Origin of the sequence: Novosphingobium sediminis (assembly GCF_007991615.1) — a bacterium.
Taxonomy (GTDB): domain Bacteria; phylum Pseudomonadota; class Alphaproteobacteria; order Sphingomonadales; family Sphingomonadaceae; genus Novosphingobium; species Novosphingobium sediminis.
Genome location: NZ_BJYR01000003.1, coordinates 137,588 through 162,322, shown reverse-complemented (window position 1 = coordinate 162,322; position 24,735 = coordinate 137,588). Strand labels below are relative to the sequence as shown.

Sequence of the window (24,735 nt, the reverse complement as noted above, 5' to 3'; positions counted from 1 at the left end):
TCAGGCTTCCGTGGTTTCGGCGCTGTCCGCAGCAGGCGCAGGCTTGCGGCGCAGGAAGCGCGAGAGGACGAAACCCGTCACCGCTGCGATGCCGAGCGCCTTGACCGGGCTCTTCTTCACGAAGGTCACGATCTCCTCGCCGATCTCGGGAATGTCCTTGGCTTCGAGGCTGGCGGCCGTCGACTGCAGCGTATGCGCTGCGCCGCGGGCGTAATCGCCGTATTGCACGCCGAGCTTCTCGTCGATCACGCCGGCGTTGCTCTCGATCGTCTCGCCGAGGGTGGAGAGCGCCTGGGTGGCCTTGCCCTTGCCCTGCCGCGCGAGATCAAGCGCGACGACCTTGGCCTGCTCGGCATATTCGCCGGCCTTTTCGGTGTATTCGCTGGCCGTCGCGGAGACGGTTCCGGTGAGCGCAGCGGTGCGTTCGCGCGCCTCGCCGGTGAGCGTGGCAGCGCTGGCCTTGGCGTCTTCGATTGCCTTGCCGAAGCGGGTGGTGACGCTGGTGGCCGCTTCGGAGGCGGTTTCCTCGATCTGTGCGATCTCGGCAGGCACGGCTTCGGCCACGGCTTCAATCGCAGTCTCGACGGCCTTCAGCGCCGGCTTCTTGCGGCTCTTGGGCTTGGGAGCGGCTTCGGGAGCCGCGTTGTCAGGGGTATCGGCCATGGTGCGGGTCCTTTCACGGGGCGATTCTGGATTACGTTCCGGTCCTAGCCCAATTGCCGCAAGTGCGAAAGCGCGCTGCGGCCGCATTTGCCTTACGCATGGGACGACCGGACGGTTCCACGCATAGCTAGGCGGACTTGTATCGCCGGCGAAGCACCGATAGGGCGCACCCGATACGTCACCATACGAGGAAGCGACCATGACCGCGATCATCGACATTCACGCCCGCGAGATCCTCGACAGCCGGGGCAACCCGACCGTCGAAGTCGATGTGCTGCTGGAAGACGGCTCGTTCGGCCGCGCCGCAGTGCCTTCGGGCGCCTCGACCGGTGCCCACGAAGCCGTCGAACTGCGCGACGGTGACAAGGGGCGCTTCCTTGGCAAGGGCGTGCTGCAGGCTGTGGGCGCGGTCAACGGCGAGATCGCCGGAGCGCTGGTCGACATGGACGCTGAGGACCAGCGTGACATTGACATGGCGATGATCGCTCTCGACGGGACCGAGAACAAGAGCCGCCTTGGCGCGAACGCGATCCTCGGCACCAGCCTTGCGGTGGCGAAGGCCGCAGCGGATGCCCGCGGCCTGCCGCTTTACAGCTATGTCGGCGGTGTTTCGGCGCACCTGCTGCCGGTGCCGATGATGAACATCATCAACGGCGGCGAACATGCCGACAACCCGATCGACTTCCAGGAATTCATGATCATGCCGGTCGGCGCGCCGACGCTGGCCGAAGCCGTCCGCTGGGGCGCGGAAGTGTTCCACACGCTGAAGAAGGCGCTGCACCAGAAGGGCCTCGCCACTGGCGTGGGCGATGAAGGCGGCTTCGCGCCGAACATTGCCAGCACCCGCGATGCGCTCGATTTCGTGATGGCCTCGATCGAGCAGGCTGGTTTCAAGCCGGGCACCGATATCGTGCTGGCGCTGGACTGCGCGGCGACCGAGTTCTTCAAGAACGGCAAGTACGAGATCAGCGGCGAGGGCCTTTCGCTTTCGCCCGAAGCGATGGCTGATTACCTCGCGGCGCTGACCGATGCCTATCCGATCCGTTCCATCGAGGACGGCATGAGCGAGGACGATTTCGAAGGCTGGGCCGCGCTGACCGCCAAGGTGGGCAAGAAGGTGCAGCTGGTGGGCGACGACCTGTTCGTCACCAACCCCAAGCGCCTGACGATGGGCATCGCCAAGGGCCTCGCCAATTCGCTGCTGGTGAAGGTCAACCAGATCGGCACGCTGACCGAGACGCTGGAAGCTGTGAGCATCGCCCAGCGCAACGGCTATACCGCGGTCATGTCGCACCGTTCGGGTGAGACCGAGGACGCGACGATTGCGGACCTCGCGGTCGCCACCAACTGCGGCCAGATCAAGACCGGCTCGCTCGCGCGGTCGGACCGGCTCGCCAAGTACAACCAGCTGATCCGCATCGAGGAAGAGCTGGGCCAGTCGGCGCGCTATGCGGGCGCTGCGGCGTTCGGGCGTCTGGCGTAAGTTTAACTGACCGCTTAAAGTCTCTTTCCATTGCTGTCGCTCTCTGCCAGTCTTGCTGGCGGAGAGTGATACATGGTGGAATTTCCGACGACGGCCGCGGCGGTAACGCCGGGCTGGATCGAAGCGCAATTGGCGGGCGCAGGCCTGCTTGGTGACGCGCGGATTACCGGGCTGGAATGGAAATCCATCGGCACCGGGCAAGTGGGCGATACCGCGCGCTTTACGCTGACTTATGACCGGCCCACGGCGGCCCCGGCAACGCTGGCTGGCAAGTTTGCATCAGCCGATCCCACCAGCCGCGGCACGGCGGCGGCGATGATGCTCTATGTGAAGGAAGTGGGCTTCTACCGCGAACTCGCCAAGGGCATCGCGGTGCGCACGCCCACGGTCTATGCGGCGGAAATCAACGCTGATGGCACCGATTTCGTGCTGCTGTTTGAGGATCTCGCGCCCGAGCGCGGCGGCAACCAGCTGGAAGGCTGCGGCCTTGCCGATGCCGAAGCAGCAATCCGGCAAGCGGCGGCGCTCCATGCGGCGACCAAGGGCCTTCCTGCGGTGCTCGGTGCGGACTGGCTCCATGGCCGCGAGGGGCTGCTGAACCAGATCGGGACGCTCTATCATCAGGCCCATGCGATCTTTCGCGAACGGTATGCCGGGCAACTGGCGGAGGATGCGCTATTGCTTTGCGACGAACTCGACCAGCGGGTGGAGCGCTGGCTGAACCGGCAGCCGGAAGAGCCATGCCTGATCCACGGCGATTTCCGGCTCGACAACATGCTGTTCGGCGTCGGCGGCGGGGCTGAGCCGATTGCCATTGTCGACTGGCAGACCTGCGCCATAGGCTGCGCGATGACCGACGTGGGCTATTTCATGGGTTGCGGGATCGGCAGCGATCTGAGGCGGCCCAACGAGGCTGCCTTGCTGGGGCTCTATGCCGAGGAAATGTCGCGGCACGGGGCACCGATTGCGCAAGATGTCATGATGCGGCGCTACCGGATCGGGGCGCTGCATGGGCTGTTCACGGCAGTGTTCAGCGCGGCCTTCGTGGTGCGCACCGAGCGGGGCGACGCCAACTTCCTTTCGATGGCGCGCGGCGCGGCCGAACTCGCGCTCGATCACGATAGCATCGGCGCCTTGGACGCCATGATGGAGAGTGGACAATGCTGACGAATGGTGATGATTTCCCCCTCCACCAGACGCCCGAGCCGATTGCCTATTCCGGCACCGACCGCAATTTCTACGACCGCTACTTTTTCAACGGCTACGCGGCAGACGGGACCGATTTCTTCGCAGCGGCCTTCGGCATCTATCCTCACCTCAACGTGGCGGATGCACACTTCTGCTTCATCAAGGACGGGGTGCAGCATTCGCTCCACGCCTCGCGCGAGCTCAACATGGAGCGGCTGGACCTGACCTGCGGGCCCATCGCGATCCGCGTGGAAGAGCCGCTGAAACGCCTCTCGATCAGCGTGGAAGGCGAGGGCATAAAGGCCGAGATCACGTTTACGGGCCGTGCGTTTCCCATTGAGGAGCCGCGCTTCATCCACCGCATCGGCCCGCGCACGTTCATGGACTATACGCGGCTGACGCAGAACGGGCACTATACCGGCTGGGTCGAGATTGACGGAAAGCGCACGGAGCTGAAACCCGGCACGGCGGGTACGCGCGACCGCAGCTGGGGCGTGCGGCCCGTCGGCACCAGCGATGCGCAGCCGCATGGGCATGGCGTGGTGCCGCAGTTCTTCTGGCAGTGGACGCCAATCAACCTGCCCACTCGCAGCGTTTTCTTCCACATCAACGCCGATGCGAACGGCGCGCCGTGGAATACCCGCGCGGTGATCGCGCCGGATGGGGCGGGGCATGACGGTTTCTTCGAGACGCCCTCGGCCAGGCTCGATGCGCCGCTGCAGCCGGGGACGCTGTGGCCTGCGGGCGGTGAACTGGTGATCGGCGGTCATGAGCCGCTCACGGTCACCTTCGAACCGCTGGTGCGCTTCCAGATGCGCGGGCTGGGCTATACTTCGCCCAAGTGGGGGCACGGCTTGTACCATGGACCGCTGGAAGTGGAGCGCGAGGATATCGTGCTGGCAGAGATCGACCCCAAGCGGATGGACAACTTCCACGTGCAGATCGTCTCGCGCGTCACGACAAGCGCGGGCGAAGTGGGAACGGGCGTGTTCGAGCAGCTGATCTTCGGCGCCTACAAGCCGCTGGGGCTGGGGTAGCGGGGGCCAGAACTACCCCCGCTCGTGCTGAGCCTGTCGAAGCACGCTGGCGTGGCGCTTGCCCGAGGGACCCTTCGACAAGCTCAGGGTGAGCGGCTTGCTTGTAGGTCTCGTCAGGGCACCCGCCGCACCGGCACCGGCACGTTGCAGATATCGACCCCGCCTGCAGGCCGGATGTAGAACGAATCCCTCCGATTGGCGCGCGCATCGGCATAGGCCGCGAAGCTCTTGCTGTCGGTAGACAGGTACTCATAGCGCGGCAGGCCGGGCACTTCGCTGCCGATACGGATCGAGAGGATCGGCGTGCGCTCCTCCGCGGTCTTGTAGAACCCGATATCGCCGGTGCCGCGCGGCAGGCTGGAGAGGTTCTCCATCCCATCGATCACCCGGCCGACAACCGCGATGTTCCGGTCCAGCTGGCGCGGGGCCTGCCCGATGACGGCGTAGAGCTCCGCGCCCGAGCCGGTGTCAGGCGGATAATCGCGGCCGACGCCAACGGTGCCGTAGCAGTGGATGGGCCACATTTTTTCCCCATCAGTGCCAATGGGCCAGCCCCGCCAGACAAGCGTCGTGTCGGCATAGGCGTCCTTCATGAAAATGGGCGTGTTCGGATGCGGCGTCCCCAGCGCTTCATGCGCGATGGCATCCGCGACCAGCGGACGGACTTCCGAGCTTGAAGTCGCGTAACTTGCTGCATCGACCTTGCTGAGCCCCGGCGGCAGCGGCTTGGCCTTCGCCTTGTCCTCGCCGTCCGGATCGCCCCATTGCACGACGTACCCGTCCTGCACGCGGTTCACGGCTGTCCCGTCCCACCACTTTGCGGCTGCCAGCTTGCGGATGTTGCCGATCCACCCTTGTGAAAAGGGCGCTGGCAACAACTGGATCACCACCCGACGCGCGGCGCCCTTGGCACCGGGGGACAAGTCCATCACGAGCAGATCTGACGGCGCGATGGCAGACCAGTCCGCCACCGGGGCTGCCGCGACGATCTCGGTCGGGGCGAGGGCCGGAGCGGACGCTTCCGAAGGAGCTGGGGCAGGCGCGGGAGTTGCGGAGCAACTGGCGAGCAGGACGAGGGAGAGCAAAGCCGGGTGTTTCATCACAAAGCGAGCATGCCAGCCTTCCCGGCCTTGCGAAAGCGCTTCCATGCGGTTAGGGCCGCGCCTTCCAGTGCAATGCGGAGCGGTGGCCGAGTGGTCGAAGGCGCTCGCCTGGAAAGTGAGTATACGCCAAAAGCGTATCGAGGGTTCGAATCCCTCCCGCTCCGCCAGAAATTTCTCATAAAATCAATTAGTTGGACCCCGAAATGGGTCTGCTGTTTCTGGCGCACCCCCTTTCTCGGCCCCGTGGCACAGCTTTGGCACACCGCCGGGGCCGAGAAAGGCGCGTGTTTCCAACCTGTTGCACACTTCCCTGCGCTACCGCAGGTGCTGGCACACCGGCAGTGTCAAAAGGATTGCACCTTTGTTAGCGGGGGAGGGGGAAGGGTAGTGCTCCGGCGTGGGCCGCCCTCGAAAACCAGCCAATCCGTTCCGGCATTTCCACTCCTCGTCAGAGGTGATCCGGCTCGTTGTCATGATGCATGTTCGCTTTCCGCTGAGCCTGGGGAATGCTGAAGACCTACTCTTCGAGCGTGGCATCGACATTTGTCATGAGACGGTGCGGCTGTGATGGAACCGATTCAGGCCGATATTCGCGGCGCAGATCCGGCGTCGGCAGGTGAGGTCGTTACAGAAATTCGCTTCCGTCCATGCCTCGATCCACAACCACTATTCTCAGGAACGACATCTCGTCGATCGTCAGACCTACAAGCTTCGCCGCTCGGCTGCCTTGGTCGAGTGGCAAAACCTTATGGGCTGAGATCACGTGCGGGTAAGGGCCAGCTTTGACAGCGGAGAGTGTTTCGTATCAGACAGCCATGCCGCGATATCGTCGAGCAGCGCGCGCTCCATGCCGACATTGTTGACGAAGTTGCGGTAGGCCTCGGGCATCAACGGCTCGGCGGCCGCGCGAAACTCGGCCACGTCGAGCAGGTCAAACTCGCCCGTGATCTGCTAGAAAACCGTCTCTGCCATGATGCCCGATCCATCTCTCTGTCAGCGTGCCTTGCGCTCGGCGATGGTCGGAAGGTGACGGATTGGCTCGATCGTGATCGCGCGGAAGTAGGTTTCCGCGCCTTCCGACTGCAACTGGATCTTGCCAGCGGTCAACGGGATCGTCCGCGCCTTGGCGTCGCGGGTGGTAAGGTTGGACGCAGCCATCACCGGCACGCCGTTGACCACGTGGATCGATTTGTCGCCAAAGACATAGAGATCGAGCGAATTCCACTCGCCGAGCGGCCTTTCCGCGTCTGTTCCGGCTTCAACATTCCACGTCGGGAAGGTCAGCTGCGAAAGTAGGCCGCCATGGAAATAGCGACGGCTGGGATAAGGGATCGACGAATCATGGGCGACCGGCACCGTCGCGCCAACGCGCCAGTCGACAGTCTCGAACGATTGCTTGCCCTTGGAATCCCCAACTGTCAGCAGCATGCCGACCGAGTGCGGCACCACTTCAAACTCGACGCCGCTCATCCAGGTGCCGAAGAACGCGCCATAGGCCCCGTGCGAATGATAGAGCACGCCGTTGTTGCGCGGCATCGGCGTCCAGGTATTCGCGCCCCACTTGTATTCCACGTGGAGGTGATAGTTGCGGTGGGCCTGCTTCGTCAGCAATCCACCGAACAGTTTTCCGCTCGAATAGATTGCGGGCGCGCCATCCTGCTCAACCACCTTGAACACGCCGTAGGTATCGTGATTGAGCCCGATCGGTGCGCTGCTCGGCGTCCCATAGGTGGTGGCCGGCACGGTAACGCCAAGCCAACTGTCCCATCCGGCCAGATCGCGGCCATTGAACAGCTTTCTCGGCGCCTCCTTGTTGCGCGGCAGGTTGGTAAGGACGAGGTCCTGTTGGCGGAAGGCCGGGTCCTTGGCAATCGCGGCCTTCTGTTCGGGGGTCGAACCGTCGGGCGGACCATCGGCGGCAATTGCGTCGGCAGGAGCAAGGAGAGCAAGGCTTGCGGCAATTATGCGGTGAGTTGCGGACATGTCGTAACACTCCAAGAAAAGACGATAGATCAGTGCGCCGATGCGTTCTCGGCGAGATCGAACGGCGATGCCGTAAGCGCGATCAGTGCAGCGTCGGCTTCAGGATCGATGATCGCCGGGCGTTCGCAGGTTGAAACAAGATCGACGACCGAGCGCGTCTTGGCCGATTTGACGATGGCCTCCATCACCTCGACCGAGTGGACGATGAACTCCGCCTCGGTGCGGTGCCTGCTGCCTGAGCGGATGGCGAGCGCCAGATCGACCAGCCCCGCGCCCGGGGTAAGATTGACGACCAGCTCGATCGCCTCGTCCGCCAACAAATCCCGCACGGACACGGCCTGCGCGCTGAACCGGTTGGCCTTTTCCGCAATCACCTGGGGTTCACGCGTAGCAATTGCGCGCAGGTCAAGTGCGGTCGAGCGCGCAATCGCATTGAGATAGACCATGCTGATATCGCCTGCGCCGATGACGCCGATCCTGACAGGTTCCATCCATTCCTCCCGGGGCACACGCAAAGCGTTCTGCACCCTCTGCCCGATAATTTAATCGCTGATTAGATTATCGGGCGACGAAGTCAATCGTCCTGCGGCGGGATGTGGCGAGCACGGATCAGCAGGCTGGCCTCCAGCGTTTCGCCCTCAGCCAGCATCGCCATCTGTTCGGGCGCGCGATTTATCGCGTCGGTCGGATGGCTAAGCGGTTCGACGCAGAAGAAATCCCCATCACGCCCGACATAGACACCCGTGCAGGTCAGCAAGTCGGACGGCTCCAATTCGATCAGCATGTCGCTCGCCGATCGTTGGATCGCCAGCGTACCTTGACGCCCCTCTTGGATGGTATCGACCGCGCGGCTCGTCACTGGCGCGCCTTGCCACCAGTCCACCGCCGCGCCTGCGTCAAGCAATGCCAGCGGCAATCCATCGGACGAAGTCTGCCATTCGAAGCGGTGCAAGCCATGGTACACGGCGCTGTCATCGCCCGGAAAATAGGGATGAAAGCCCAAGCCTGCCGGCATGACGCCGGGGCCGAGATGGGTGACGCGAAGCAACATCCGCACGCCGTCAGCAGCCAACTCGACGCGCTGCTCGGCGCGATAACGCCACGGCCACACCCCTTCGTCGTAGTCATGGACCAGCCGAATCGACGCAGCATCGCGCGCGATCACCTGCCACGGCCGCACCCAGCCATAGCCGTGCAGCGCATGGGCATGATAGGCATCCGGAAAATTCGATGGCAGGTGATGCCTTATGCCGCCCGCCGTGAATCGCCCCTCGGCAATTCGGTTGCAGAACGGCACGATGGGGAAGCACGCCGCGTCGAGGATGTGTCCAGTCAACGCCTTGCGCAACACCGGCAGCCCCTTCCAATCCAAGCTGCGCAGCGACCCTCCCACCTGCGGCGCGATGGTTACTTCGTAATCCGACGCCGTCAGCGTCACCAGGCCGTGATCATCCATGAAGGCATTTGAGCATTGCTCAGATTGAGTGGCAAGATGCTCGCCGCAGTCAGTGAAAATGCCTGCGCCTGCCCACCCTATTCGAGGGACGTCAGAGGTTTCCGTCTGGCCAGAAGGCGGTTTGCTGTTAGGGAAGCACCATTATCCCTTATCAGCTTGTCTGGTCGCCTGACAGAACGATGCCCGCCAAGAAGCCTTACCACCGTGAGAACCTGCGCCGCGATCTGCTCGATGCCGGCCGCGAATACGTACGGCAGAACGGGCATCACGGGTTGTCGATCCGCACGCTGGCGCAGCAGGTCGGCGTCTCGCCCGGTGCGCCTTACCATCACTTTCCCGACCGCCGCTCGCTGTTACTGGCGCTTGCCATCGAAGGCTTCGAGGAGATGCTCGACGGGGCCGAACAGGTCCGCCGAAGCACGGTCACCCCGGCGGAAAAGCTGAGTCGCATGGGCCTGCTGTTCATCCGCTTTGCGGAAGCCAACCCGTTCCTGCTCGACCTCATGTATGAAAGCGAGTTGACCTCGCCGGTGCTGGACCCCGCGCTGCTCGATTACCAGCTCAAGGGCCACTTCAACCTGCGTGACCATCTCCGGGCAGCGCTCCCCGGCGTATCCGATGACGAAGCCGACTTGCGCGTGATCGCCTTCTGGTCCGCGATCTATGGCTTTTCTTCCATGCGCAAGAAGGGCGTGATCCGGCCCAGCGAGAGCGTGGTGCCCACTGTCGATATCGCGGAAGCCATCGTCGCCCGCGCCACGCTCGCCGCCTTGGCAGACTGATCACCCGCTACCACGGACACAGGCGCACCGCTTCGCCGGCATCCCTGCGCCATCATCCAATCAGAGCAGTGATTAGATTTGAGCTTGACGCTCCGTCTGCACCGATTTAATCACCGATTAAATATCGGGCTGATGCCGCAGACGCAGTGCGAAACGTGTTCAGCAAGAACGTCCTGTCCTTCGCCGAGCAGAACTTCAACGGCTTCAGCGACAACTGCCAGTTCCAGCCACCGCGCACCTACGGCGTACGGGCGGGCGTGAACTTCTGATCCCTCCAGGGATCGCAACGCATACCGGCGGAAGGCGGAGCCCTTGGCTCCGTCTCCTGCCATTCAGGAGCAAGACATGCCCGGTTCGTTCAAATACGGTGTTTCAACTTACAGCTACGTCGATGACTATGGCTCGGTCATGACGCTGGAAGACGCGTTCGACCATATCGCCGATACCGGAGCCACCGGCATCGAGATCCTCGGCGAGGGCCAGATCGAGGGTTTTCCTAACCCCTCCAGCCAGTTTCTCGACCGCTGGTTCGGCCTGCTCGACAAGTACAAGCTCGAACCGACCAACATGTGCTCGTGGGTAGACATGCGCATCACCCTGCAGCGCAACCTCACTATCGAGGAAGGGGCGGCAGAGCTCGAGCGCGACCTGCGGCTTGCTCACCAATTGGGCTTCAAGTTCCTGCGCCCGAAGTTCGGCGTGCTATCGCATGACCTGATGCCCGAGCCGCAGTGGGAAGCCTACACCGAGCGCAACCTCGAACTCGCCCACGAGCTCGGCGTGGTGATCTGCCCGGAAATCCACGCGCCCACGCCGATCAAGCACGAAGTGGTCGATGGCTACATCAACTTCATCGAGCGCACTGGCACGAAGAACTTCGGCCTGATGATCGACACCGGCATCTTCCAGGACCGCCCGCTGACGCACTGGGGCTCGCACCAGATCAACGAGGAAGCGCGCAAGCACATGGAGTTCCTCAACGGCATCAAGGTTCCGCCCGAGCACTTCCTTGATGTCGCCCAGTACGTCGTGTTCATTCAGGCCAAGTTCCACGACATCGACGAGAATCTCGAGGACCAGAACATCCCCTGGAAGCCCGTAATCTCGGCGATCAAGCGCTCGGGCTATTCCGGCTACCTTTCCAGCGAATATGAAGGTTGGCGCGCACCATGGCGCTCGATCGATCAGGTCCGCCGCCAGCATGCGCTTCTGCGCAAGCTCGAGCGGGAGTTCGACGAAGGCAAGTTCGCCTAATCCCGCTTTGCACATAAGAATTCCCGGAGAATACCATGCTCGAACACCAGCTCATCCAGAGCACCGGCTTCCGCAATTTCGGACCCGTCGGTGCGCGTGAAGGCTTCGCCATCCGCATTCGCATCCCCAACTACCACGGCACCCGCCTGTCGCAGCTGGATGGCTTCGACGTGACGGTTGACGGCGTCTATTATGATCACGAGATCAACCGCTTCGGCATCCGCGACGAAGTCTACACCATGGCCGAAATGCGCGAGGAGACCACTGCGCGCTGGGGCCTCGCCGAATGGGGCGAAATCCTCGTCGACAAACCCGGCGGCCTTGAACCCGGCGTCCACAAGATCGAGGTCCTCGCCCGCATCCGTTATTCCTACTTCCCGCCCGACGTGCACATCTTCCCGATGCATGCCGAACGCTACGGCACCATCTGCATCGCCTGACGTACACCCATCCCGAAAGTTGAATCGCCAGGGCATTGACGGCCCATCAAGAACGCGAAGGTTTCAGCTAAAATGACGCAGCAATTCGGTCGCCAAGGCGATGACTACATCCTCTCGCCAGAGGAGATTTCCCAGTTCCATCGCGATGGCTACATCACCCTTCGCAGTGTGATGGCCGAGGACGAACTTGCACCGCTTGAGGCCGAGTTCGGTCGCTTCATCCGCGGCGAAGTGGGCGGCATGGGCAAGGATTTCTGCGACATGTCCGGGCCCTTTGACCGCGCGTTCGAGAACTTCAGCCTCGTGAATGCCGTGCTCCCTCGCCATTACGAGCCCACCCTGCGCGACAACCTCTACGAACGGCGCGCGGCGTCAATCTCGCGGCAACTCCTGGGAACAAGTGCGACGCTGGATTACGATCAGTTCCTGGCAAAGCGCCCAGCAAAGCCCGATGCCGTGTTCACGATGCACCAGGATTTGGGATACTGGCCAACCGGAACGCCGGAGCCGCTAACCGCGACCTGCAGCCTCGCGCTAGACGACGCTGATCCCGAAAACGGATGCCTCAAGGTGGTGCCTGGTTCGCAGAAACAGGGCCTTCGCCCGCACCGCCCGCTGATGGGTGAGGATCGCAGCAAGTCTCACATTCTGAGCGTCGAACTGACTGATTCCGATATTGTGGTCGACCTGCCGCTGAAGCGCGGCGACATCACCGTGCATGACGAGTTGATCGTGCACGGTTCGGGCGGAAACATTTCGCAGGACCGCTGGCGCCGCACCTATATCGTCGCCTTCCGTTCAAAAGCCTGCGTCGACTTCGAACGCTCGATCGGCTTCACCCATTCGCACAACGATACGATCACCTGGGAAACCCACCTCGGCGCACTTACCGCTTAGAAACGCGTTCGGGCAGTTTCTGAGTGCCGATCTGGAGGGGGTAGGCAGGGGAGCAGAGCGGCCCATCAAGTGAGCGAGGCACACGAGCGGACCGTCCACACCCGAGAGTCCGAATTCGGCCGTCAAACGGGTGTGAAGGGTCGGTCCGGAAACCGCCGCCGACGTATACCCCCGAAGTCCACTATCCCATTTTCTGCTGCTGTAACCTGCCGTACCGGATAGTTCGCATTCTGGGTCATTCAGATCCCCGCGTATGAACGGAGGCTTTTGGCTCAGCCTGCCATCCAATTGGCGACTGTGGAACAGCAGCCAAGTCCCGCGATGCGGCGTTCACGGCAATCGGCAGCAGTCGACCAAATTGAGATAAAAGCATTCGACGCTTGAACGACCGTTGACGGCTGTGCCTGCCGTTACCAAGCATCCGCACACTCTTCGCAGAACCGTCCATCCGCGATCAATGCCGCCAACATCATCGGGGCGGAAGGCAAGGGCTTCCACTAATTCCTGTCCAGCACGACCGCTTTGTCCACTTTGCATTACGCATGGGTTGCCGGGTCGCCTCCGAGGGTTTAATCGGGCGATTAACGGCGCTTGGTTGTATGGCCCAGCTATGTAAATGAGAGCGCCATTTGGGATGAGGGATACCCTGGATGTCAATCTTGTACGATGAAGGCCAACAGGCCATTGCGACCGAATCTCGCCGAGTGCTCGATGCGCGTGTGTCCAAGGATCGCTTGCTCAAGTTGCTTGAGCAGGTGGGCGAGCATGACCAGCCATTCTGGGACACGGCGGTGGAACAGGGGTGGACCGCGCTGGCGATCCCCGAAGAGCATGGCGGGTTGGGGCTGGGCCTGATCGAGCTTGGGCTGGTGGCGGTGGCCACCGGCGCCGCTACGGCGGGCGCACCGTTCCTGTCCTTCAGCTACGGCGCCGCGCAGGCTCTACTCGGCTCGGGCCATGCAGACCTTGCGGCCACCTGGCTGCCCAAGCTCGCCAGCGGCGAAGCCATCGGCACCGTGGCATTCGCCGAAGGCAGCGCTGCGCTGCCGCCCCGGCCTGCCACGACGTATGCGGGCGGCAAGCTTTCAGGAACGAAGCCAGCGGTCGTCGGTGCGCTCAAGGCCGATTTCGCGGTCGTCTGGGCCAGCCACGAAGGCCGTCCGGCGCTCGTTCTGGCGGACCTTGCGAGCGCCGCGCGCACGCCGGTCTCCGGCTTCGACAACAGCCGCCTCTATGCAGATCTCGCGTTCGATGGCACCCCGGCAACGCTGCTCGCCGATGGTGATGCTGCTGTGGCACTGGCCCGCGACGTGCTGGGCCGCATGGCGGTGGTCACCGCGCACGAACAAGTTGGCGGGGCGGATGCGCTGCTCCACATCGCGCGCGACTATGCCGTCACGCGCCGCGCGTTCGGGCAGCTGATCGGCGCGTTCCAGTCGATCAAGCACCGCATCGCGGAAATGTACGGCGTGGTGGAAATCGCCCGCGCCAACTGCATCCACGCCGCCAGCCGCGAAGGGCAGGCCGATTTCCTGCTCGCCGCCGCCGATGCGCGGATTTCCGCGACCGAAGCCTATGACACCGCCTCGCGCGATTGCGTGCAGATCCATGGCGGCATCGGGGTGACGTGGGAGCAGGGCCTGCACCTGCACATGCGCCGCGCCCGCAGCCTCGCGATCGAACTGGGCAACCTCTATTTCTGGGAAGATCTGCTGGTCGAACAGCTCACGGGAGAAGCAGCATGAGCGATCTGGACGCCTACCGGGCCAAGGCACGCGCCTGGCTGGAAAGCATGGCCCCCAAGTATGGCCGCGCCGCGCGCCGGGGCATGACCGAGGAGCAGGAACTGGCGCTGGGCCGCGAGTTCCAGGCGATCAAGTACGAGGCCGGCTATGCCGGGATCAATTGGCCGGTCGAAATCGGCGGGCAGGGCCTGACGCACCTTCACAAGGTGGCCTACGACACCGAGGAAATGCGCTTCGGCATGCCGACCGTGTTCTTCGGCATTTCGCTGGGGATGCCGGTGCCTATCCTGATCCGCTACGGCATGGGCGAAAACAAGGAACACTTCGCCTGGGTCAAGGAGCGGGTGATCAAGGCGCTGCGCGGCGAGGAAATCTGGTGCCAGCTGTTCTCCGAACCGGCGGGCGGTTCCGACCTTGCCGGTCTGCGCACCCGCGCGGAACCCGAAGGCAACGGCTGGAAGATGAACGGCCAGAAGGTCTGGACCAGCTGGGCGCACTATTCCGACTACGGCGTGATCGTGGTCCGCACCGATCCGACGGTCGAAAAGCACAAAGGCCTGACGTATTTCTGGGTCGATATGCGCGCCAAGGGGGTCGACGTGCGTCCGATCAAGCTGGCGGGGGGGGACAGCCACGTCAACGAAGTGTTCTTCGATGATGTCCGGCTGGAGGATTCGCAGCGCATGAGCCCGGTGGGCGGCGGTTTCGGCGTGGCGCTCACCACGCTGATGATCGAACGCTACATCGCCACCGACAGCGGCGGCTTCGGCCCGCACCTCGATGTGTTCGTCGATCTGATGAAGGGGCTTGAGATCAACGGCCAGCCCGCGCTCAAGGATGGGCGCGTGCGCCAGCAGATCGCGCGCAACCACGCGATGCGCGCGGGCCTCGATTCGATCACCGCCCGCGCCTTTGCGATGATGCAGGCCGGGATGGAGCCGGGGCCGGAAGGGTCGCTGCAGAAGTTGGTTGCGGTGCGCAGCCGCCAGAAGCTCTCGGAATTGGCGCTCGATCTCAGGGGCAATCTCGCGTTCGATTTCGATCCGCATGCTCACGTCAAGGAAGACTGGGGCACGAGCTGGCTCAACGCGCCGACCGGCCGCATCGCGGGCGGCTCGGACGAAGTCCTGCTCAACACCATTGCCGAAAGGGTGCTGGGGCTGCCGCAGGACCATCGCCCTGACAAGGGCGTGCCCTTCAACCAGATTCCGGCCTGAGGAGCAGCGGTCACATGACCGAGGCTTACATCGTCGACGCGGTGCGCACACCGCGCGGGATCGGCAAGCTGGGGAAGGGGGCGCTCGCGCACCTGCACCCGCAGGATCTGGGAGCGGCCGTGCTGCGCGCCATCCGGGATCGCAATGCGCTCGATACCGCATGGGTCGACGATATCGTCTGGTCGTGTAGCCAGCAGCGCGGCAAGCAGGGGGGCGATCTTGGCCGCCTCTCCGCGCTCTGGGCCGGGTATGACGACAAGGCCAGCGGCGTGACGCTCGATCGCTTCTGCGGTGGCGGGATCACCAGCGTCGGCTTTGCCGCCGGGCAGATCATGGCCGGGTTCGAGGATGTGGTCATCGCGGGCGGCACCGAAATGATGAGCCACCATGCCGAGGCTGACGGCTGGGAAGCGGGCACGCCGCTGGCGACGCTGGGCCGTGCCCGCGGCAACTACGAGCTATACCGGGATCACCCCATTTCCGCCGTAGGCGTCGCCGCCGATGCGATTGCCGCGATGGAAGGGATAGCACGCGCCGATCTCGAAGCGCTGGGCGTGGAAAGCCAGCGCCGCGCCAAGGCCGCCATCGACGCCGGACGTTTCGCACGCAGTCTGGTGCCGGTTCACAACCGCGATGGCAGCCTCGCGCTCGATCACGACGAATACCCGCGCCCCGAAACCACGGCGGAAACGCTCGCTGCGCTGAAGCCCGCCTTCACCGCGATGGAACAAGTCGCGGCTGCCCCCGATGGCACCACCATGCGCCAGATGATCGAGCGCAAGTATCCCGATCTCGCGTGGGAACCGGTCCACCATGTCGGCACATCCTCCGGCGTGGTCGATGGATCGGCGGCGCTGCTGCTGGCGTCCGAGGCAGGCCTCAAGGCGGGTGGCTGGAAGCCGCGCGCGCGGATCGTCACGGCGGTCAACGCGGGCGATTGCCCGACGCTCATTCTCAACGCTCCGGTCCCAGCGGCGAAGAAGGCGCTGGAGCGCGCAGGGCTGACCGTGGCGGACATCGACGTCTGGGAAATCAACGAGGCCTTTGCGGTCGTCACCGAGAAGGCGATCCGCGATCTTGGTCTCGACCGGGCCAAGGTGAACATCAATGGCGGCGCCATCGCGCTTGGGCACCCGATTGGCGCGACGGGATCGATCCTGATCGGCATGGCGCTCGATGAACTGGAGCGCTCGGGCGGCCGCTATGCCCTCATCACGATGTGCGCCTTTGGCGGCATGGCGCCAGCCATCATCATCGAACGTATCAGCGCCTGAACGGCGGCAGCAGAAGGACGAGAGACATGAGCCAGGTCGGCACCACCGAAGTCATCGACGGCATCGGCATCCTCACCATCGACTATCCGCCGGTGAACGCGCTCAGCGTTCACACGCGCAAGGCGCTGGACGAAGGCTTCCGCCAGTTCGCCGCCGATGACAGCGTGAAAGCCATCGTGCTGATCTGCGCGGGACGGACCTTTGTCGCGGGCGCCGATATCTCGGAGTTCGGCAAGGCCCCGGAAGGGCCGAACCTGCTGGAGGTGTTCGACATCATCGAGAGCGGCTCCAAGCCAGTCGTCGCGGCGATTCATGGCACGGCGCTTGGCGGCGGCTATGAACTGGCGCTTGTATGTCATTACCGGATCGCCGTTCCCTCGGCCAAGGTCGGCCTGCCTGAAGTCGCGCTCGGCTTGCTGCCGGGCGCGGGCGGCACGCAGCGCCTGCCGCGTATTGTCGGCATCCCGGCTGCGCTTGATCTCATCACCGGCGGCGCGCCCGTGCCGGCGAAGAAGGCGCTGAGCCTCGGCATGATCGATGCCCTCGCCGAAGAGGGCAAGCTTCGCGATGACGCGATTGCGTTCGCCCGTACGGTCGTGGCCGAAGGTGGCCAGTTGCTGCGCGTGCGAGACCGGCAGGACAAGGTCGAGCCCTATCGCGGCCAGAGCGAAATATACGCCGACTACCTCAAGAAGAACGCCCGCGCGTTCCGGGGCTTCAAGGCGCCGTTCAACATCGTCAAGGCGATCGAGGCTGCTGCCGAGCTGCCCTTCGATCAGGGCATTGCGCGGGAGCGCGAGCTGTTCCAGGAACTCCTGACCAGCACCGAAAGCGCGGCGCAGCGCTATTACTTCTTCGCCGAGCGCGAAGGCGCCAAGGTACCGGACCTGCCCAAGGATACCGCAGCCCTGCCGGTCAAGTCAGTCGGTGTGATCGGCGCCGGCACGATGGGCGGCGGCATCACCATGAACTTCCTGAATGCGGGCATCCCCGTGACACTGGTGGAAATGAGCCAGGCCGCGCTCGATCGCGGCGTGGGCGTGATCCGCAAGAACTACGAAAACACCGCTGCCAAGGGCCGCATGACCGCCGAGCAGGTCGAGCAGCGCATGGCGCTGATCACTCCGTTGCTCGGCCTCGAAGCGCTGAACAATGTCGACCTCGTGATCGAGGCGGTGTTCGAGGAAATGGGCATCAAGAAGGACGTGTTCGGCAAGCTCGACGGAATTGCCAAGCCCGGCGCGATCCTTGCCAGCAACACCTCGTTCCTCGATCTGGACGAGATCGCCAGCGCCACCTCGCGCCCTGCAAGCGTCATCGGCCTGCACTTTTTCTCGCCGGCCAATGTCATGCGCCTCCTTGAAATCGTGCGCGGCGCCAAGACCTCCGACGCCGTGCTGGCCACCGCGCTCAAGATCGCCAAGACAATTGCCAAGGTTCCCGTGGTCAGCCGCGTCGGCCCCGGCTTCATCGCCAACCGCGTGATGGCCCCGCGCAGCTATGCCGCGTCCGCGCTGGTCCTCGAAGGCCCGACCCCGCAGGATATCGACAAGGCGCTATTCGACTATGGCTTTGCCATGGGCCCCTTCGCGATGAGCGATCTGGTCGGCCTCGACGTGATCGGGCGCGGTTCGAACGAGCGCACGCTCAACGGCGATCTCGTAAAGCTGGGCCGGCTCGGCCAGAAGCAGAACGGCGGCTTCTATGACTATGATGAAAAGCGCCAGCCTTCGCCCAGCCCGGTCGCCGCGCAGGTGATCGCCGATTTCGCCAAGGCCAAGGGTGTCGAGAACAAGGGCCCGCAGAGCGCCGAGGCGATTGTTGCGCGGCTGCTCTATCCGGTGGTCAACGAAGGCGCCAAAGTCCTCGAGGAAGGCGTCGCGATCCGCGCCAGTGACATCGATGTGGCCTGCATCCTCGGTTACAACTGGCCGGTCTACACCGGTGGGCCGATGTTCTGGGCCGATACCGTGGGCCTCCCCAAGGTGGTCGAAGGCCTTCGCGCGATGGGCATCGAACCCGCGAAACTGCTGGTCGACAAGGCTGCCGCAGGCGGAAGCTTTACGCGCGGCTAAGCAGGGCAGGGCCACGAGCTCCTCGCTGGTCCGCCCCGAAGGTTCTGGACGGTGAGGCCGGCTGGCGTGATGCGTTAGCCGGCCGAGCTATCGCCGGCAGTGTCAAAAGGATTGCACCTCTTGTGGCGGAGAGGTGGAAGGATAGTGCTCAGGCTTGGGCCGTCCTTGCAACCCAGCCAATCCGTTCCAGTATCTCCACTCCTTGCCGGGGGTGATCCGCCTTGTGGTCATGATGAATGTCTGCTTTTCGTTGAGCCTGCGGAACGTGGAAGACTTACTGTTTGAGCGCGGCATCGACATTTGGCACGAAACGGTACGGCTCTGATCGCGTGCGGGGAAGGGCCAGCTTTGACAACGGAGAGCGTTTCGCATCAGACTGACACCTCTCAGGCGACCTAGGGCTGATCCTCGTCGATCGCGCAGAGCGTCCGGAACGCCTGCTGGTGATAGACAAGCGGTGCTTTGTCTTCTTCCGCGTTCCAAACTGCCTCGACCGAGCCGACGACGATGGCATGGGTATCGAGCACGGTCAGCGAATGGACGGTGCAGGCGATCGCGGCGGTTGCCTTGGCCAGCCGCGGAGAGAAGCCGGGCTCGCTGAGCCAATGTTCGGGATCGAACCGCTGCGCTCCTGACAGGGCCGTGCTTCCGGCGAAGCGTTCGGCGACGGACCGGGCGCCGGCGGGTAGCAGGTTGACGGAGAAGCGGGCGTTTGGCGACAGCGCGCGGTACATGGCGCCGAAGCGGTTGATGCAGGCGAGCAGGCGCGGCGGGTCCATGCTGAGCGAGCAGATGGCCGTGGCCGTCATGCCCACCGCTTCCTCGCCTTCGCCCGCGGTGACGATGGTGACCGCCCCGGCAAGCCGACGCATGCCTTCCCTGAATGGTTGCTCCTCGCGCTGGCTCGTCACTCGCAGTCTCCCCGGTTTCTTGGGTGCAAGGCCTATCCTGAGGGGCGGTCCCGGCGAAATCCGCTGGCCGCAGGCAACTATCCTGTTGCCGCAACAGTTCTGCAGTTGACGGGCGCGCCCCTTTCCATGAAGATCAATCGAGATTCCATTGAATTTGACTGCGTGGGCTGACCAGCGGAGGGGTGCCGCCTTGCACAGGATCAATCTTGGCGCGTTCGACGAGGGCGCGAGCCATTATTCCGGGGCCTTGGGGGGCTATCCGAACCAGGTCTTTCGTTCGCACGATGGTGACGCGGTTCGAGCCCGGGTCGGCCAGATGTTCTGCGACCACACGATGGCGCTGGTCAACGCGCGGGCCGAACTGGACACGCGGATCGCGCATCTGCGCTGCGGCCGGGGCGTTTCAATTACCGAGATGCAGTACGGCGCCGACGTGCTGATCGACGCGGGGCGGCTGGAAAACTTCTACCTCGTGCAGATCCCGCTCGAAGGGAGAGCGCGGGTGACGCTTGGCGGGCGCGAAGAGGTCTTCCTTCCTGGCAGCGCCTCGGTCGAAAACCCGGTCGAGCCGATGGACATGTTCTGGAGCCGCGACTGCCGCAAGGTCGTGCTTCGCTACGAGCGGGCGCTGTTCGAGCGGTTCGTGGAAATCTACCTCGGCAAGCCGCTCCGCGATGCGGTCCGCTTCGCGCCGCGGCTGGAACTGACGTCGGCTGGCGGGCAGGTGCTGGTCGATCATCTGCGCTCGGCGCTTGGAGTCCTCCGGCGTGATGAGTTGCGGGGCCAGTCCCTGCCGCCCTTGTTCGAGACACACCTCGAAACGACGCTGATGGGCGCGCTGCTGTTCCTTCAGCCGCACAATTACAGCGCCGATTTTGCGGGCGGCAGCGGGTACGACACCGGGCCGGTGCGGCGGGTCCGCGACTATCTCGAGGCAAAGGCGCACGAGCCCATCGACATGGTCGCACTTGCCGAAATTGCCGGGATCCCGGTGCGCACGCTCTACCACCAGTTCCAGCGCGTCCACGGCGTTTCGCCGATGCAGATGCTGCGCACGATCAGGCTGGACCGGGTGCGGCGCGAGCTGCTCGCGGGGGGCAGCGGGGTCAATGTAACCAACGTGGCGCTGGCCTGGGGGTTCGATCACCTCGGGCGCTTCGCTGCCAGCTACCGCGAGCGCTTCGGGGAAACCCCGCGCGAGACCTTGCAGCGCTGCCGAACTGGCGTGAGCTGAGGGCGTTTGCGCTCGGCGGACAGTCGTTGCCGCCAGCGGATTGTTACAATGCTGTCGTAGAATAGCCTGACCCCAATCGCTCCAAAGCGTGAACGGGGATAATGGTATGGCAAGCATTGCAATCGTCGGCGCCGGGCAATCCGGGCTGCATCTCGGGATCGGCCTGCTCATGGCCGGCCATCAGGTGACGCTGGTTTCGAACCGGACTGGCGCCCAGATCGCGGCGGGGACAGTTCTTTCCAGCCAGTCGATGTACGGCATGGCGCTTGGGCTCGAGCGCGAACTGGGTATCGACTTCTGGCAGGACGAAGCGCCGCCCTACGCCGGCGCGCAAATGCGTGTGGCGGACAGCGATGGCAATGTCATGCTGTTCTGGCAGGGGGCGATGGACGAGCCCGGCCAGTCGATCGACCAGCGCGTCAAGATGCCGCGCTGGATCGACCGCTTCGTCGAACTTGGCGGCGATTTCGTGATCGAGGATGCAGGCATCGCCACGCTGGAACGGCTTGCGGCTGCGCATGACCTGACCGTGGTCGCGGCGGGCAAGGGCGAAGTGGGCGCGCTGTTCGAGCGCGATCCGGCGCGGTCGCCCTATACGGCGCCGCAGCGGGTGCTGGCGCTGACGTATGTCAACCGGTTCCGCCCGCGCCCCGGCGTGCCGGCGATCTGCATCAACATCAATCCGGGCATCGGAGAGTTCGTTTCCTTCCCGGGGCTGACGCTCTCAGGCCCGTGCGAGATCTTCACGATCGAATGCATTCCGGGCGGCCCGATGGACCAGTGGGCAGATGTGAAGACGCCCGAGGATCACCTCGCCATGAGCGAGCACCTGCTGCGCACGTTCTTCCCGATCGAGGCGGAGCGCATCGACGGCCATCTCGAACTGACCGATCCCGGCGCCGTGCTGCGCGGACGGGTGACGCCCACCACCAAGCACCCGGTTGCCACGTTGCCGAGCGGCGCGATTGTCATGGGGCTCGGCGATGTCGTCTGTCTCAACGATCCACTGACAGGGCAGGGCTCGAACAACGCGGCCAAGGCGGCGAAGATCTATCTCGATGCCATCGCCGCACGCGGCGACGAACCGTTCGACCGCGCGTGGATGGAAGCCGTGTTCGAGACCTACTGGGACTACGCCCGCTATCCGGTCGCCTACACCAACCAGACCCTCGGCGTGCCGCCTGAGCACATGATGCGCATCCTCAAGACCGCGGAGAGCGATGCCGGGCTGGCCCACATCATGGCCAACAGCTTCAACGACCCGAAGTCGATCGCGCCCTGGTACTACGATCCGGCCGAAGCCGAGACGTTCCTCGCCGGCCGCGCTGCGCTCGCCGCCTGAGCGGGCGCACCTTCTTTCAAACGAACAATGCAAAACACCTAGGGGGGTATCTATCATGCGTTCTGTGATCTCGTGCGGGCGCGTCCCGCTGCTATGTGCAGTGTCCCTCCTGGCTCTGGCGCCGCTGACTGCAAGGGCCGAGCAGGCTGGCCCCCAGAATGCCGAAGCGGCGGCGCAGGCCGAGACTTCGGCACTCGACGCACCGATCACGGTCACTGCCCGAAAGCGCGAGGAATCGATCCAGACCACCCCGATCTCGATCACCGCCTTTTCCGGCGCCGGGCTGGAGGCAAGAGGGATCCAGTCTACTGATCGGCTGGCGGAAGTGACCCCGAACCTCACCCTGCAGAACAACCCCTCCTTCTCGGGCGCCAGCAACAGCGCCTCGATCTACATCCGCGGTGTCGGGCAGCAGGACTTTGTGCCTACGGTCGAGCCGGGCGTGGGGGTCTATGTCGACGGCGTCTACGTCGCGCGGTCAGTCGGTGCCATTCTCGATCTGGTCGATTTCGAACGGATCGAGGTGCTGCGCGGGCCGCAGGGCACGCTGTTCGGGCGCAACACGATTGGCGGCGCGATCTCGGTGACGACCAAGTCACCGGGTGACACCCTCTCCGCCAATGGTGCGGTGACTTACGGCACGAACAACCTCATCGTCGGCAAGGCGACCGTGAACCTGCCGCTGGGCGAAAAGGCGGCCCTGCGCGTTTCTGGTGGTTACTTCGGGCAGGACGGCTATGTCACCCGCACTTCCGACGGCAAGAAGCTGGGCGATGCCAACCGCTTCGCCGGCCGTATCGCCCTGCGGCTCGATCCCACCGAGACCTGGCGTATTGACCTCGGCTTTGACGGCACCACGGCGCGGGAGAACGGCCCGGCCATGAGCCTGATCGGGATCAACTACGGCCGCACTACTGATCCCAACACGCCGCCCTTCGCGGACATCAACAACATCATCGCCAATGTCGTCGCTGGCGTCGGGTTCTTTCCCTGCGCGACACCCGCGGCACCGCTGAACCTTGCCGTGGCGGGTTGCTACGACAACCGCTACGTGCTCGGGCCTGACAAGAACGCCGGTACTGCGCCGAGCTATTCCAACTCGGACATCTGGGGCATCGGCCTCACCAACACCTTCGAGCTCAGCCCCGATATCAAGCTCAAGTCGATCACCGCCTATCGCCGCCTGCTCGGCAACTTCGCTCGCGACGGGGATGGCTCGCCGCTCACGATCGCCGAGTTTACCGACCGCATCGATCAGAAGCAGTTCAGCCAGGAATTCCAGCTGCTCGGCAAGAGCTTCGACGGCGCGCTCGAATGGATTCTGGGCGCCTACTACTTCCGCGAGAGCGGGGTGAACGTGAACGGGCTGACCTTCGTGATCAGCCAGTTCCAGTCGGGCGGGGCCTTCCGCAACGAGAGCCTCGCGGCCTTCGGGCAGGGTACCCTGAAGCTTGGCAGCAGGATCAAGCTGACCGCTGGCCTGCGCTATACGCGCGACAACAAGGCGTTCCATCCGGACCAGTTCATCATCGCCAACCGCGCGGCGTTCCTCGGGCCGCCGTTCAATTCGCCGATCTTCGATCCGGGCACGCGCGTCCTGCCCAATGTCGAGGCCAAGGTTCATTTCGGCGAAGTGACGCCGATGGTAAACCTCGCGTGGCAGGCGAGCGACACCATGATGACCTATGCGACCTGGTCGCGCGGGTTCAAGTCGGGCGGGTTCAGCCAACGGGTGTTTCCGCCTATCATCCCCGGCGTGACGACGCCGATCACCGATCCTGTCGCTGCGATCCCTTCGTTTGCACCGGAAAAGGTCGACGCCTTTGAAGCCGGCTTCAAGTTCCAGACACCTGACCGGCTGCTGACGCTCAATGCCTCGGCCTACTATACCGACTACAAGGATCTTCAGGTCCAGGTCTTCACCAGCGTCGCGCCGGTGTTCCGCAATGCCGGCAGCGCGACGATCAAGGGCTTTGAGGCAGAGGCGCAATTGCGTCCGGTGCATGGCCTGCTGATCGAGGGTGCGCTTGGCCTGACCGACGCGAGCTATGACCAGATCGACCTTGCGACGACCTTCATCGCCAAGGGTAACATGTTCGAGCGCGTCGCGAAGTGGACAGCTTCAGCCGCTGTCACCTACGAATGGGAACTGCCCGGCGGCTCCACCCTGCGCCCGCATGCGGACTGGGCCTATCGCAGCAAGTTCTTCAACAACACCTTCAACACGCCCCAGATTGCCCAGCCGGGCTACAGCCTGTTCAACGCCAGCCTTGGCTGGACCAGCAGCGGCGGGAAATACGGGCTGACCGCGACGATCAAGAACATCGCCGACAAGCGCTTCCTGATGTCGGGCATTCTGGTCGACGCGATCCAGGCTTTTGAAGGCGTCTATAACCGGGGCCGTGAGGTTTCCGTCACCGCCGCGGTCAAGTTTTGAGCGCAGGCGTCTCGTGAAGAGCCGGCCTCCCGCGTGAGGCCGGTTTTCATTAACGCGCTTCGGAGGCTAGGAGCGCCGGCTGATTCTCGGCGCCTATCACCACGTTTCACTGAAAGTTGCCCGTCATTGCAAGGTCGAGGCGCTGCGCTGGCTCACGGAAGGCAAGGGCCATAGCCTCGCCCCCCGTTTGCAAGGCCGCATACGCTTGCCGGTC

The 24,735-nt window shown here is 63.9% G+C and carries 21 protein-coding genes, 1 tRNA gene and 2 pseudogenes; 17 read left to right on the top strand and 7 right to left on the bottom strand.

Annotated features, from left to right (window positions below; all coding sequences use genetic code 11):
• Positions 1-663 (bottom strand): hypothetical protein, encoded by a 663-nt coding sequence (locus NSE01_RS03025; RefSeq protein WP_147158151.1) that lies wholly within the window; start codon positions 661-663, stop codon positions 1-3.
• 199 nt (positions 664-862) lie between these two features.
• Here NSE01_RS03025 and eno point away from each other — a divergent pair, with 199 nt between their 5' ends.
• The 3 genes from eno to NSE01_RS03010 all read left to right on the top strand — a co-directional run bounded on the left by eno (position 863) and on the right by NSE01_RS03010 (position 4,371).
• Positions 863-2,146: a phosphopyruvate hydratase gene (eno, locus tag NSE01_RS03020; RefSeq protein WP_147158150.1), complete on the top strand. Its 1,284-nt coding sequence runs from the start codon at positions 863-865 to the stop codon at positions 2,144-2,146.
• Between the two features lie 72 nt (positions 2,147-2,218).
• Complete coding sequence (locus tag NSE01_RS03015) at positions 2,219-3,313, top strand: phosphotransferase family protein (RefSeq protein ID WP_147158149.1); 1,095 nt, start codon at positions 2,219-2,221, stop codon at positions 3,311-3,313.
• Positions 3,307-4,371 carry an Rv3169 family protein gene (locus NSE01_RS03010; RefSeq protein WP_147158148.1) on the top strand — a complete coding sequence of 355 codons (1,065 nt, stop codon included), beginning with the start codon at positions 3,307-3,309 and terminating at the stop codon, positions 4,369-4,371. The genes NSE01_RS03015 and NSE01_RS03010 overlap by 7 nt, the downstream gene beginning before the upstream one ends.
• Before the next feature lie 113 nt (positions 4,372-4,484).
• On the opposite strand, the gene NSE01_RS03005 is transcribed toward NSE01_RS03010, so the two are convergent.
• Entirely contained in the window at positions 4,485-5,471 is a 987-nt protein-coding gene (locus NSE01_RS03005; protein ID WP_147158147.1) for a peptidylprolyl isomerase, read from the bottom strand.
• Between the two features lie 79 nt (positions 5,472-5,550).
• Between NSE01_RS03005 and NSE01_RS03000 the strand changes: the two genes are divergently transcribed.
• Positions 5,551-5,641, top strand: a tRNA-Ser gene (locus NSE01_RS03000).
• A 230-nt stretch (positions 5,642-5,871) separates the two neighbouring features.
• Positions 5,872-6,231 (top strand): annotated as a pseudogene (locus NSE01_RS22015) (hypothetical protein).
• 2 nt (positions 6,232-6,233) lie between these two features.
• Here the strand turns inward: NSE01_RS22015 and NSE01_RS21130 are convergent.
• From NSE01_RS21130 to NSE01_RS02980, 4 genes are all read right to left on the bottom strand, one after another.
• A complete protein-coding gene (locus NSE01_RS21130; RefSeq protein ID WP_170233745.1) occupies positions 6,234-6,395 on the bottom strand; it encodes a hypothetical protein in 162 nt (53 codons plus the stop codon).
• Between the two features lie 72 nt (positions 6,396-6,467).
• A complete protein-coding gene (locus NSE01_RS02990) occupies positions 6,468-7,457 on the bottom strand; it encodes a 3-keto-disaccharide hydrolase (RefSeq protein WP_147158146.1) in 990 nt (329 codons plus the stop codon).
• Positions 7,458-7,486: 29 nt separating this feature from the next.
• Positions 7,487-7,948 (bottom strand): Gfo/Idh/MocA family oxidoreductase, encoded by a 462-nt coding sequence (locus NSE01_RS02985; protein ID WP_147158145.1) that lies wholly within the window; start codon positions 7,946-7,948, stop codon positions 7,487-7,489.
• Between the two features lie 83 nt (positions 7,949-8,031).
• Positions 8,032-8,913, bottom strand: coding sequence for an aldose epimerase family protein (locus tag NSE01_RS02980; RefSeq protein ID WP_147158144.1), 882 nt, complete (start codon positions 8,911-8,913; stop codon positions 8,032-8,034).
• A 179-nt stretch (positions 8,914-9,092) separates the two neighbouring features.
• Here NSE01_RS02980 and NSE01_RS02975 point away from each other — a divergent pair, with 179 nt between their 5' ends.
• From NSE01_RS02975 to NSE01_RS22010, 9 genes and pseudogenes are all read left to right on the top strand, one after another.
• On the top strand, positions 9,093-9,695 hold the full coding sequence (locus tag NSE01_RS02975; RefSeq protein ID WP_147158143.1) for a TetR/AcrR family transcriptional regulator: 603 nt from the start codon (positions 9,093-9,095) through the stop codon (positions 9,693-9,695).
• 345 nt (positions 9,696-10,040) lie between these two features.
• A complete protein-coding gene (locus NSE01_RS02970; protein ID WP_147158142.1) occupies positions 10,041-10,949 on the top strand; it encodes a sugar phosphate isomerase/epimerase family protein in 909 nt (302 codons plus the stop codon).
• A gap of 35 nt (positions 10,950-10,984) precedes the next feature.
• Positions 10,985-11,389, top strand: a complete 405-nt coding sequence (locus NSE01_RS02965) for a C-glycoside deglycosidase beta subunit domain-containing protein (RefSeq protein ID WP_147158141.1) — start codon at positions 10,985-10,987, stop codon at positions 11,387-11,389.
• 72 nt (positions 11,390-11,461) lie between these two features.
• Complete coding sequence (locus tag NSE01_RS02960; RefSeq protein WP_147158140.1) at positions 11,462-12,286, top strand: phytanoyl-CoA dioxygenase family protein; 825 nt, start codon at positions 11,462-11,464, stop codon at positions 12,284-12,286.
• Positions 12,287-12,936: 650 nt separating this feature from the next.
• Entirely contained in the window at positions 12,937-14,031 is a 1,095-nt protein-coding gene (locus tag NSE01_RS02955) for an acyl-CoA dehydrogenase family protein (protein WP_147158139.1), read from the top strand.
• On the top strand, positions 14,028-15,248 hold the full coding sequence (locus NSE01_RS02950) for an acyl-CoA dehydrogenase family protein (protein WP_147158138.1): 1,221 nt from the start codon (positions 14,028-14,030) through the stop codon (positions 15,246-15,248). The genes NSE01_RS02955 and NSE01_RS02950 overlap by 4 nt, the downstream gene beginning before the upstream one ends.
• Positions 15,249-15,262: 14 nt before the next feature.
• Positions 15,263-16,522: an acetyl-CoA C-acetyltransferase gene (locus NSE01_RS02945; protein WP_147158137.1), complete on the top strand. Its 1,260-nt coding sequence runs from the start codon at positions 15,263-15,265 to the stop codon at positions 16,520-16,522.
• A 26-nt stretch (positions 16,523-16,548) separates the two neighbouring features.
• On the top strand, positions 16,549-18,597 hold the full coding sequence (locus tag NSE01_RS02940; protein WP_147158136.1) for a 3-hydroxyacyl-CoA dehydrogenase NAD-binding domain-containing protein: 2,049 nt from the start codon (positions 16,549-16,551) through the stop codon (positions 18,595-18,597).
• Positions 18,598-18,751: 154 nt separating this feature from the next.
• Positions 18,752-18,919, top strand: a pseudogene (locus tag NSE01_RS22010) (IS6 family transposase); the annotation flags it as partial.
• Positions 18,920-18,992: 73 nt separating this feature from the next.
• Here NSE01_RS22010 and NSE01_RS02930 read toward each other — a convergent pair.
• Positions 18,993-19,508 carry a flavin reductase family protein gene (locus NSE01_RS02930; RefSeq protein ID WP_246134998.1) on the bottom strand — a complete coding sequence of 172 codons (516 nt, stop codon included), beginning with the start codon at positions 19,506-19,508 and terminating at the stop codon, positions 18,993-18,995.
• Between the two features lie 190 nt (positions 19,509-19,698).
• Between NSE01_RS02930 and NSE01_RS02925 the strand changes: the two genes are divergently transcribed.
• From NSE01_RS02925 to NSE01_RS02915, 3 genes are all read left to right on the top strand, one after another.
• Positions 19,699-20,742, top strand: a complete 1,044-nt coding sequence (locus NSE01_RS02925; protein ID WP_147158135.1) for an AraC family transcriptional regulator — start codon at positions 19,699-19,701, stop codon at positions 20,740-20,742.
• A 106-nt stretch (positions 20,743-20,848) separates the two neighbouring features.
• Positions 20,849-22,084, top strand: coding sequence for a styrene monooxygenase/indole monooxygenase family protein (locus NSE01_RS02920; RefSeq protein WP_147158134.1), 1,236 nt, complete (start codon positions 20,849-20,851; stop codon positions 22,082-22,084).
• 55 nt (positions 22,085-22,139) lie between these two features.
• The gene (locus tag NSE01_RS02915) at positions 22,140-24,521 is read left to right on the top strand and encodes a TonB-dependent receptor (protein WP_147158133.1); all 2,382 of its coding nucleotides are present in this window, start codon (positions 22,140-22,142) and stop codon (positions 24,519-24,521) included.
• Positions 24,522-24,735 lie beyond the last annotated feature (214 nt).

What these genes read in the sequence shown, in the direction of transcription:
- NSE01_RS03025 (WP_147158151.1), bottom strand. Translation starts at nt 663, where the DNA reads ATGGCCGATACCCCTGACAACGCGGCTCCCGAAGCCGCTCCCAAGCCC.
- eno (WP_147158150.1), top strand. Translation starts at nt 863, where the DNA reads ATGACCGCGATCATCGACATTCACGCCCGCGAGATCCTCGACAGCCGG.
- NSE01_RS03015 (WP_147158149.1), top strand. Translation starts at nt 2,219, where the DNA reads ATGGTGGAATTTCCGACGACGGCCGCGGCGGTAACGCCGGGCTGGATC.
- NSE01_RS03010 (WP_147158148.1), top strand. Translation starts at nt 3,307, where the DNA reads ATGCTGACGAATGGTGATGATTTCCCCCTCCACCAGACGCCCGAGCCG.
- NSE01_RS03005 (WP_147158147.1), bottom strand. Translation starts at nt 5,471, where the DNA reads ATGAAACACCCGGCTTTGCTCTCCCTCGTCCTGCTCGCCAGTTGCTCC.
- NSE01_RS02990 (WP_147158146.1), bottom strand. Translation starts at nt 7,457, where the DNA reads ATGTCCGCAACTCACCGCATAATTGCCGCAAGCCTTGCTCTCCTTGCT.
- NSE01_RS02985 (WP_147158145.1), bottom strand. Translation starts at nt 7,948, where the DNA reads ATGGAACCTGTCAGGATCGGCGTCATCGGCGCAGGCGATATCAGCATG.
- NSE01_RS02980 (WP_147158144.1), bottom strand. Translation starts at nt 8,913, where the DNA reads ATGGATGATCACGGCCTGGTGACGCTGACGGCGTCGGATTACGAAGTA.
- NSE01_RS02975 (WP_147158143.1), top strand. Translation starts at nt 9,093, where the DNA reads ATGCCCGCCAAGAAGCCTTACCACCGTGAGAACCTGCGCCGCGATCTG.
- NSE01_RS02970 (WP_147158142.1), top strand. Translation starts at nt 10,041, where the DNA reads ATGCCCGGTTCGTTCAAATACGGTGTTTCAACTTACAGCTACGTCGAT.
- NSE01_RS02965 (WP_147158141.1), top strand. Translation starts at nt 10,985, where the DNA reads ATGCTCGAACACCAGCTCATCCAGAGCACCGGCTTCCGCAATTTCGGA.
- NSE01_RS02960 (WP_147158140.1), top strand. Translation starts at nt 11,462, where the DNA reads ATGACGCAGCAATTCGGTCGCCAAGGCGATGACTACATCCTCTCGCCA.
- NSE01_RS02955 (WP_147158139.1), top strand. Translation starts at nt 12,937, where the DNA reads ATGTCAATCTTGTACGATGAAGGCCAACAGGCCATTGCGACCGAATCT.
- NSE01_RS02950 (WP_147158138.1), top strand. Translation starts at nt 14,028, where the DNA reads ATGAGCGATCTGGACGCCTACCGGGCCAAGGCACGCGCCTGGCTGGAA.
- NSE01_RS02945 (WP_147158137.1), top strand. Translation starts at nt 15,263, where the DNA reads ATGACCGAGGCTTACATCGTCGACGCGGTGCGCACACCGCGCGGGATC.
- NSE01_RS02940 (WP_147158136.1), top strand. Translation starts at nt 16,549, where the DNA reads ATGAGCCAGGTCGGCACCACCGAAGTCATCGACGGCATCGGCATCCTC.
- NSE01_RS02920 (WP_147158134.1), top strand. Translation starts at nt 20,849, where the DNA reads ATGGCAAGCATTGCAATCGTCGGCGCCGGGCAATCCGGGCTGCATCTC.
- NSE01_RS02915 (WP_147158133.1), top strand. Translation starts at nt 22,140, where the DNA reads ATGCGTTCTGTGATCTCGTGCGGGCGCGTCCCGCTGCTATGTGCAGTG.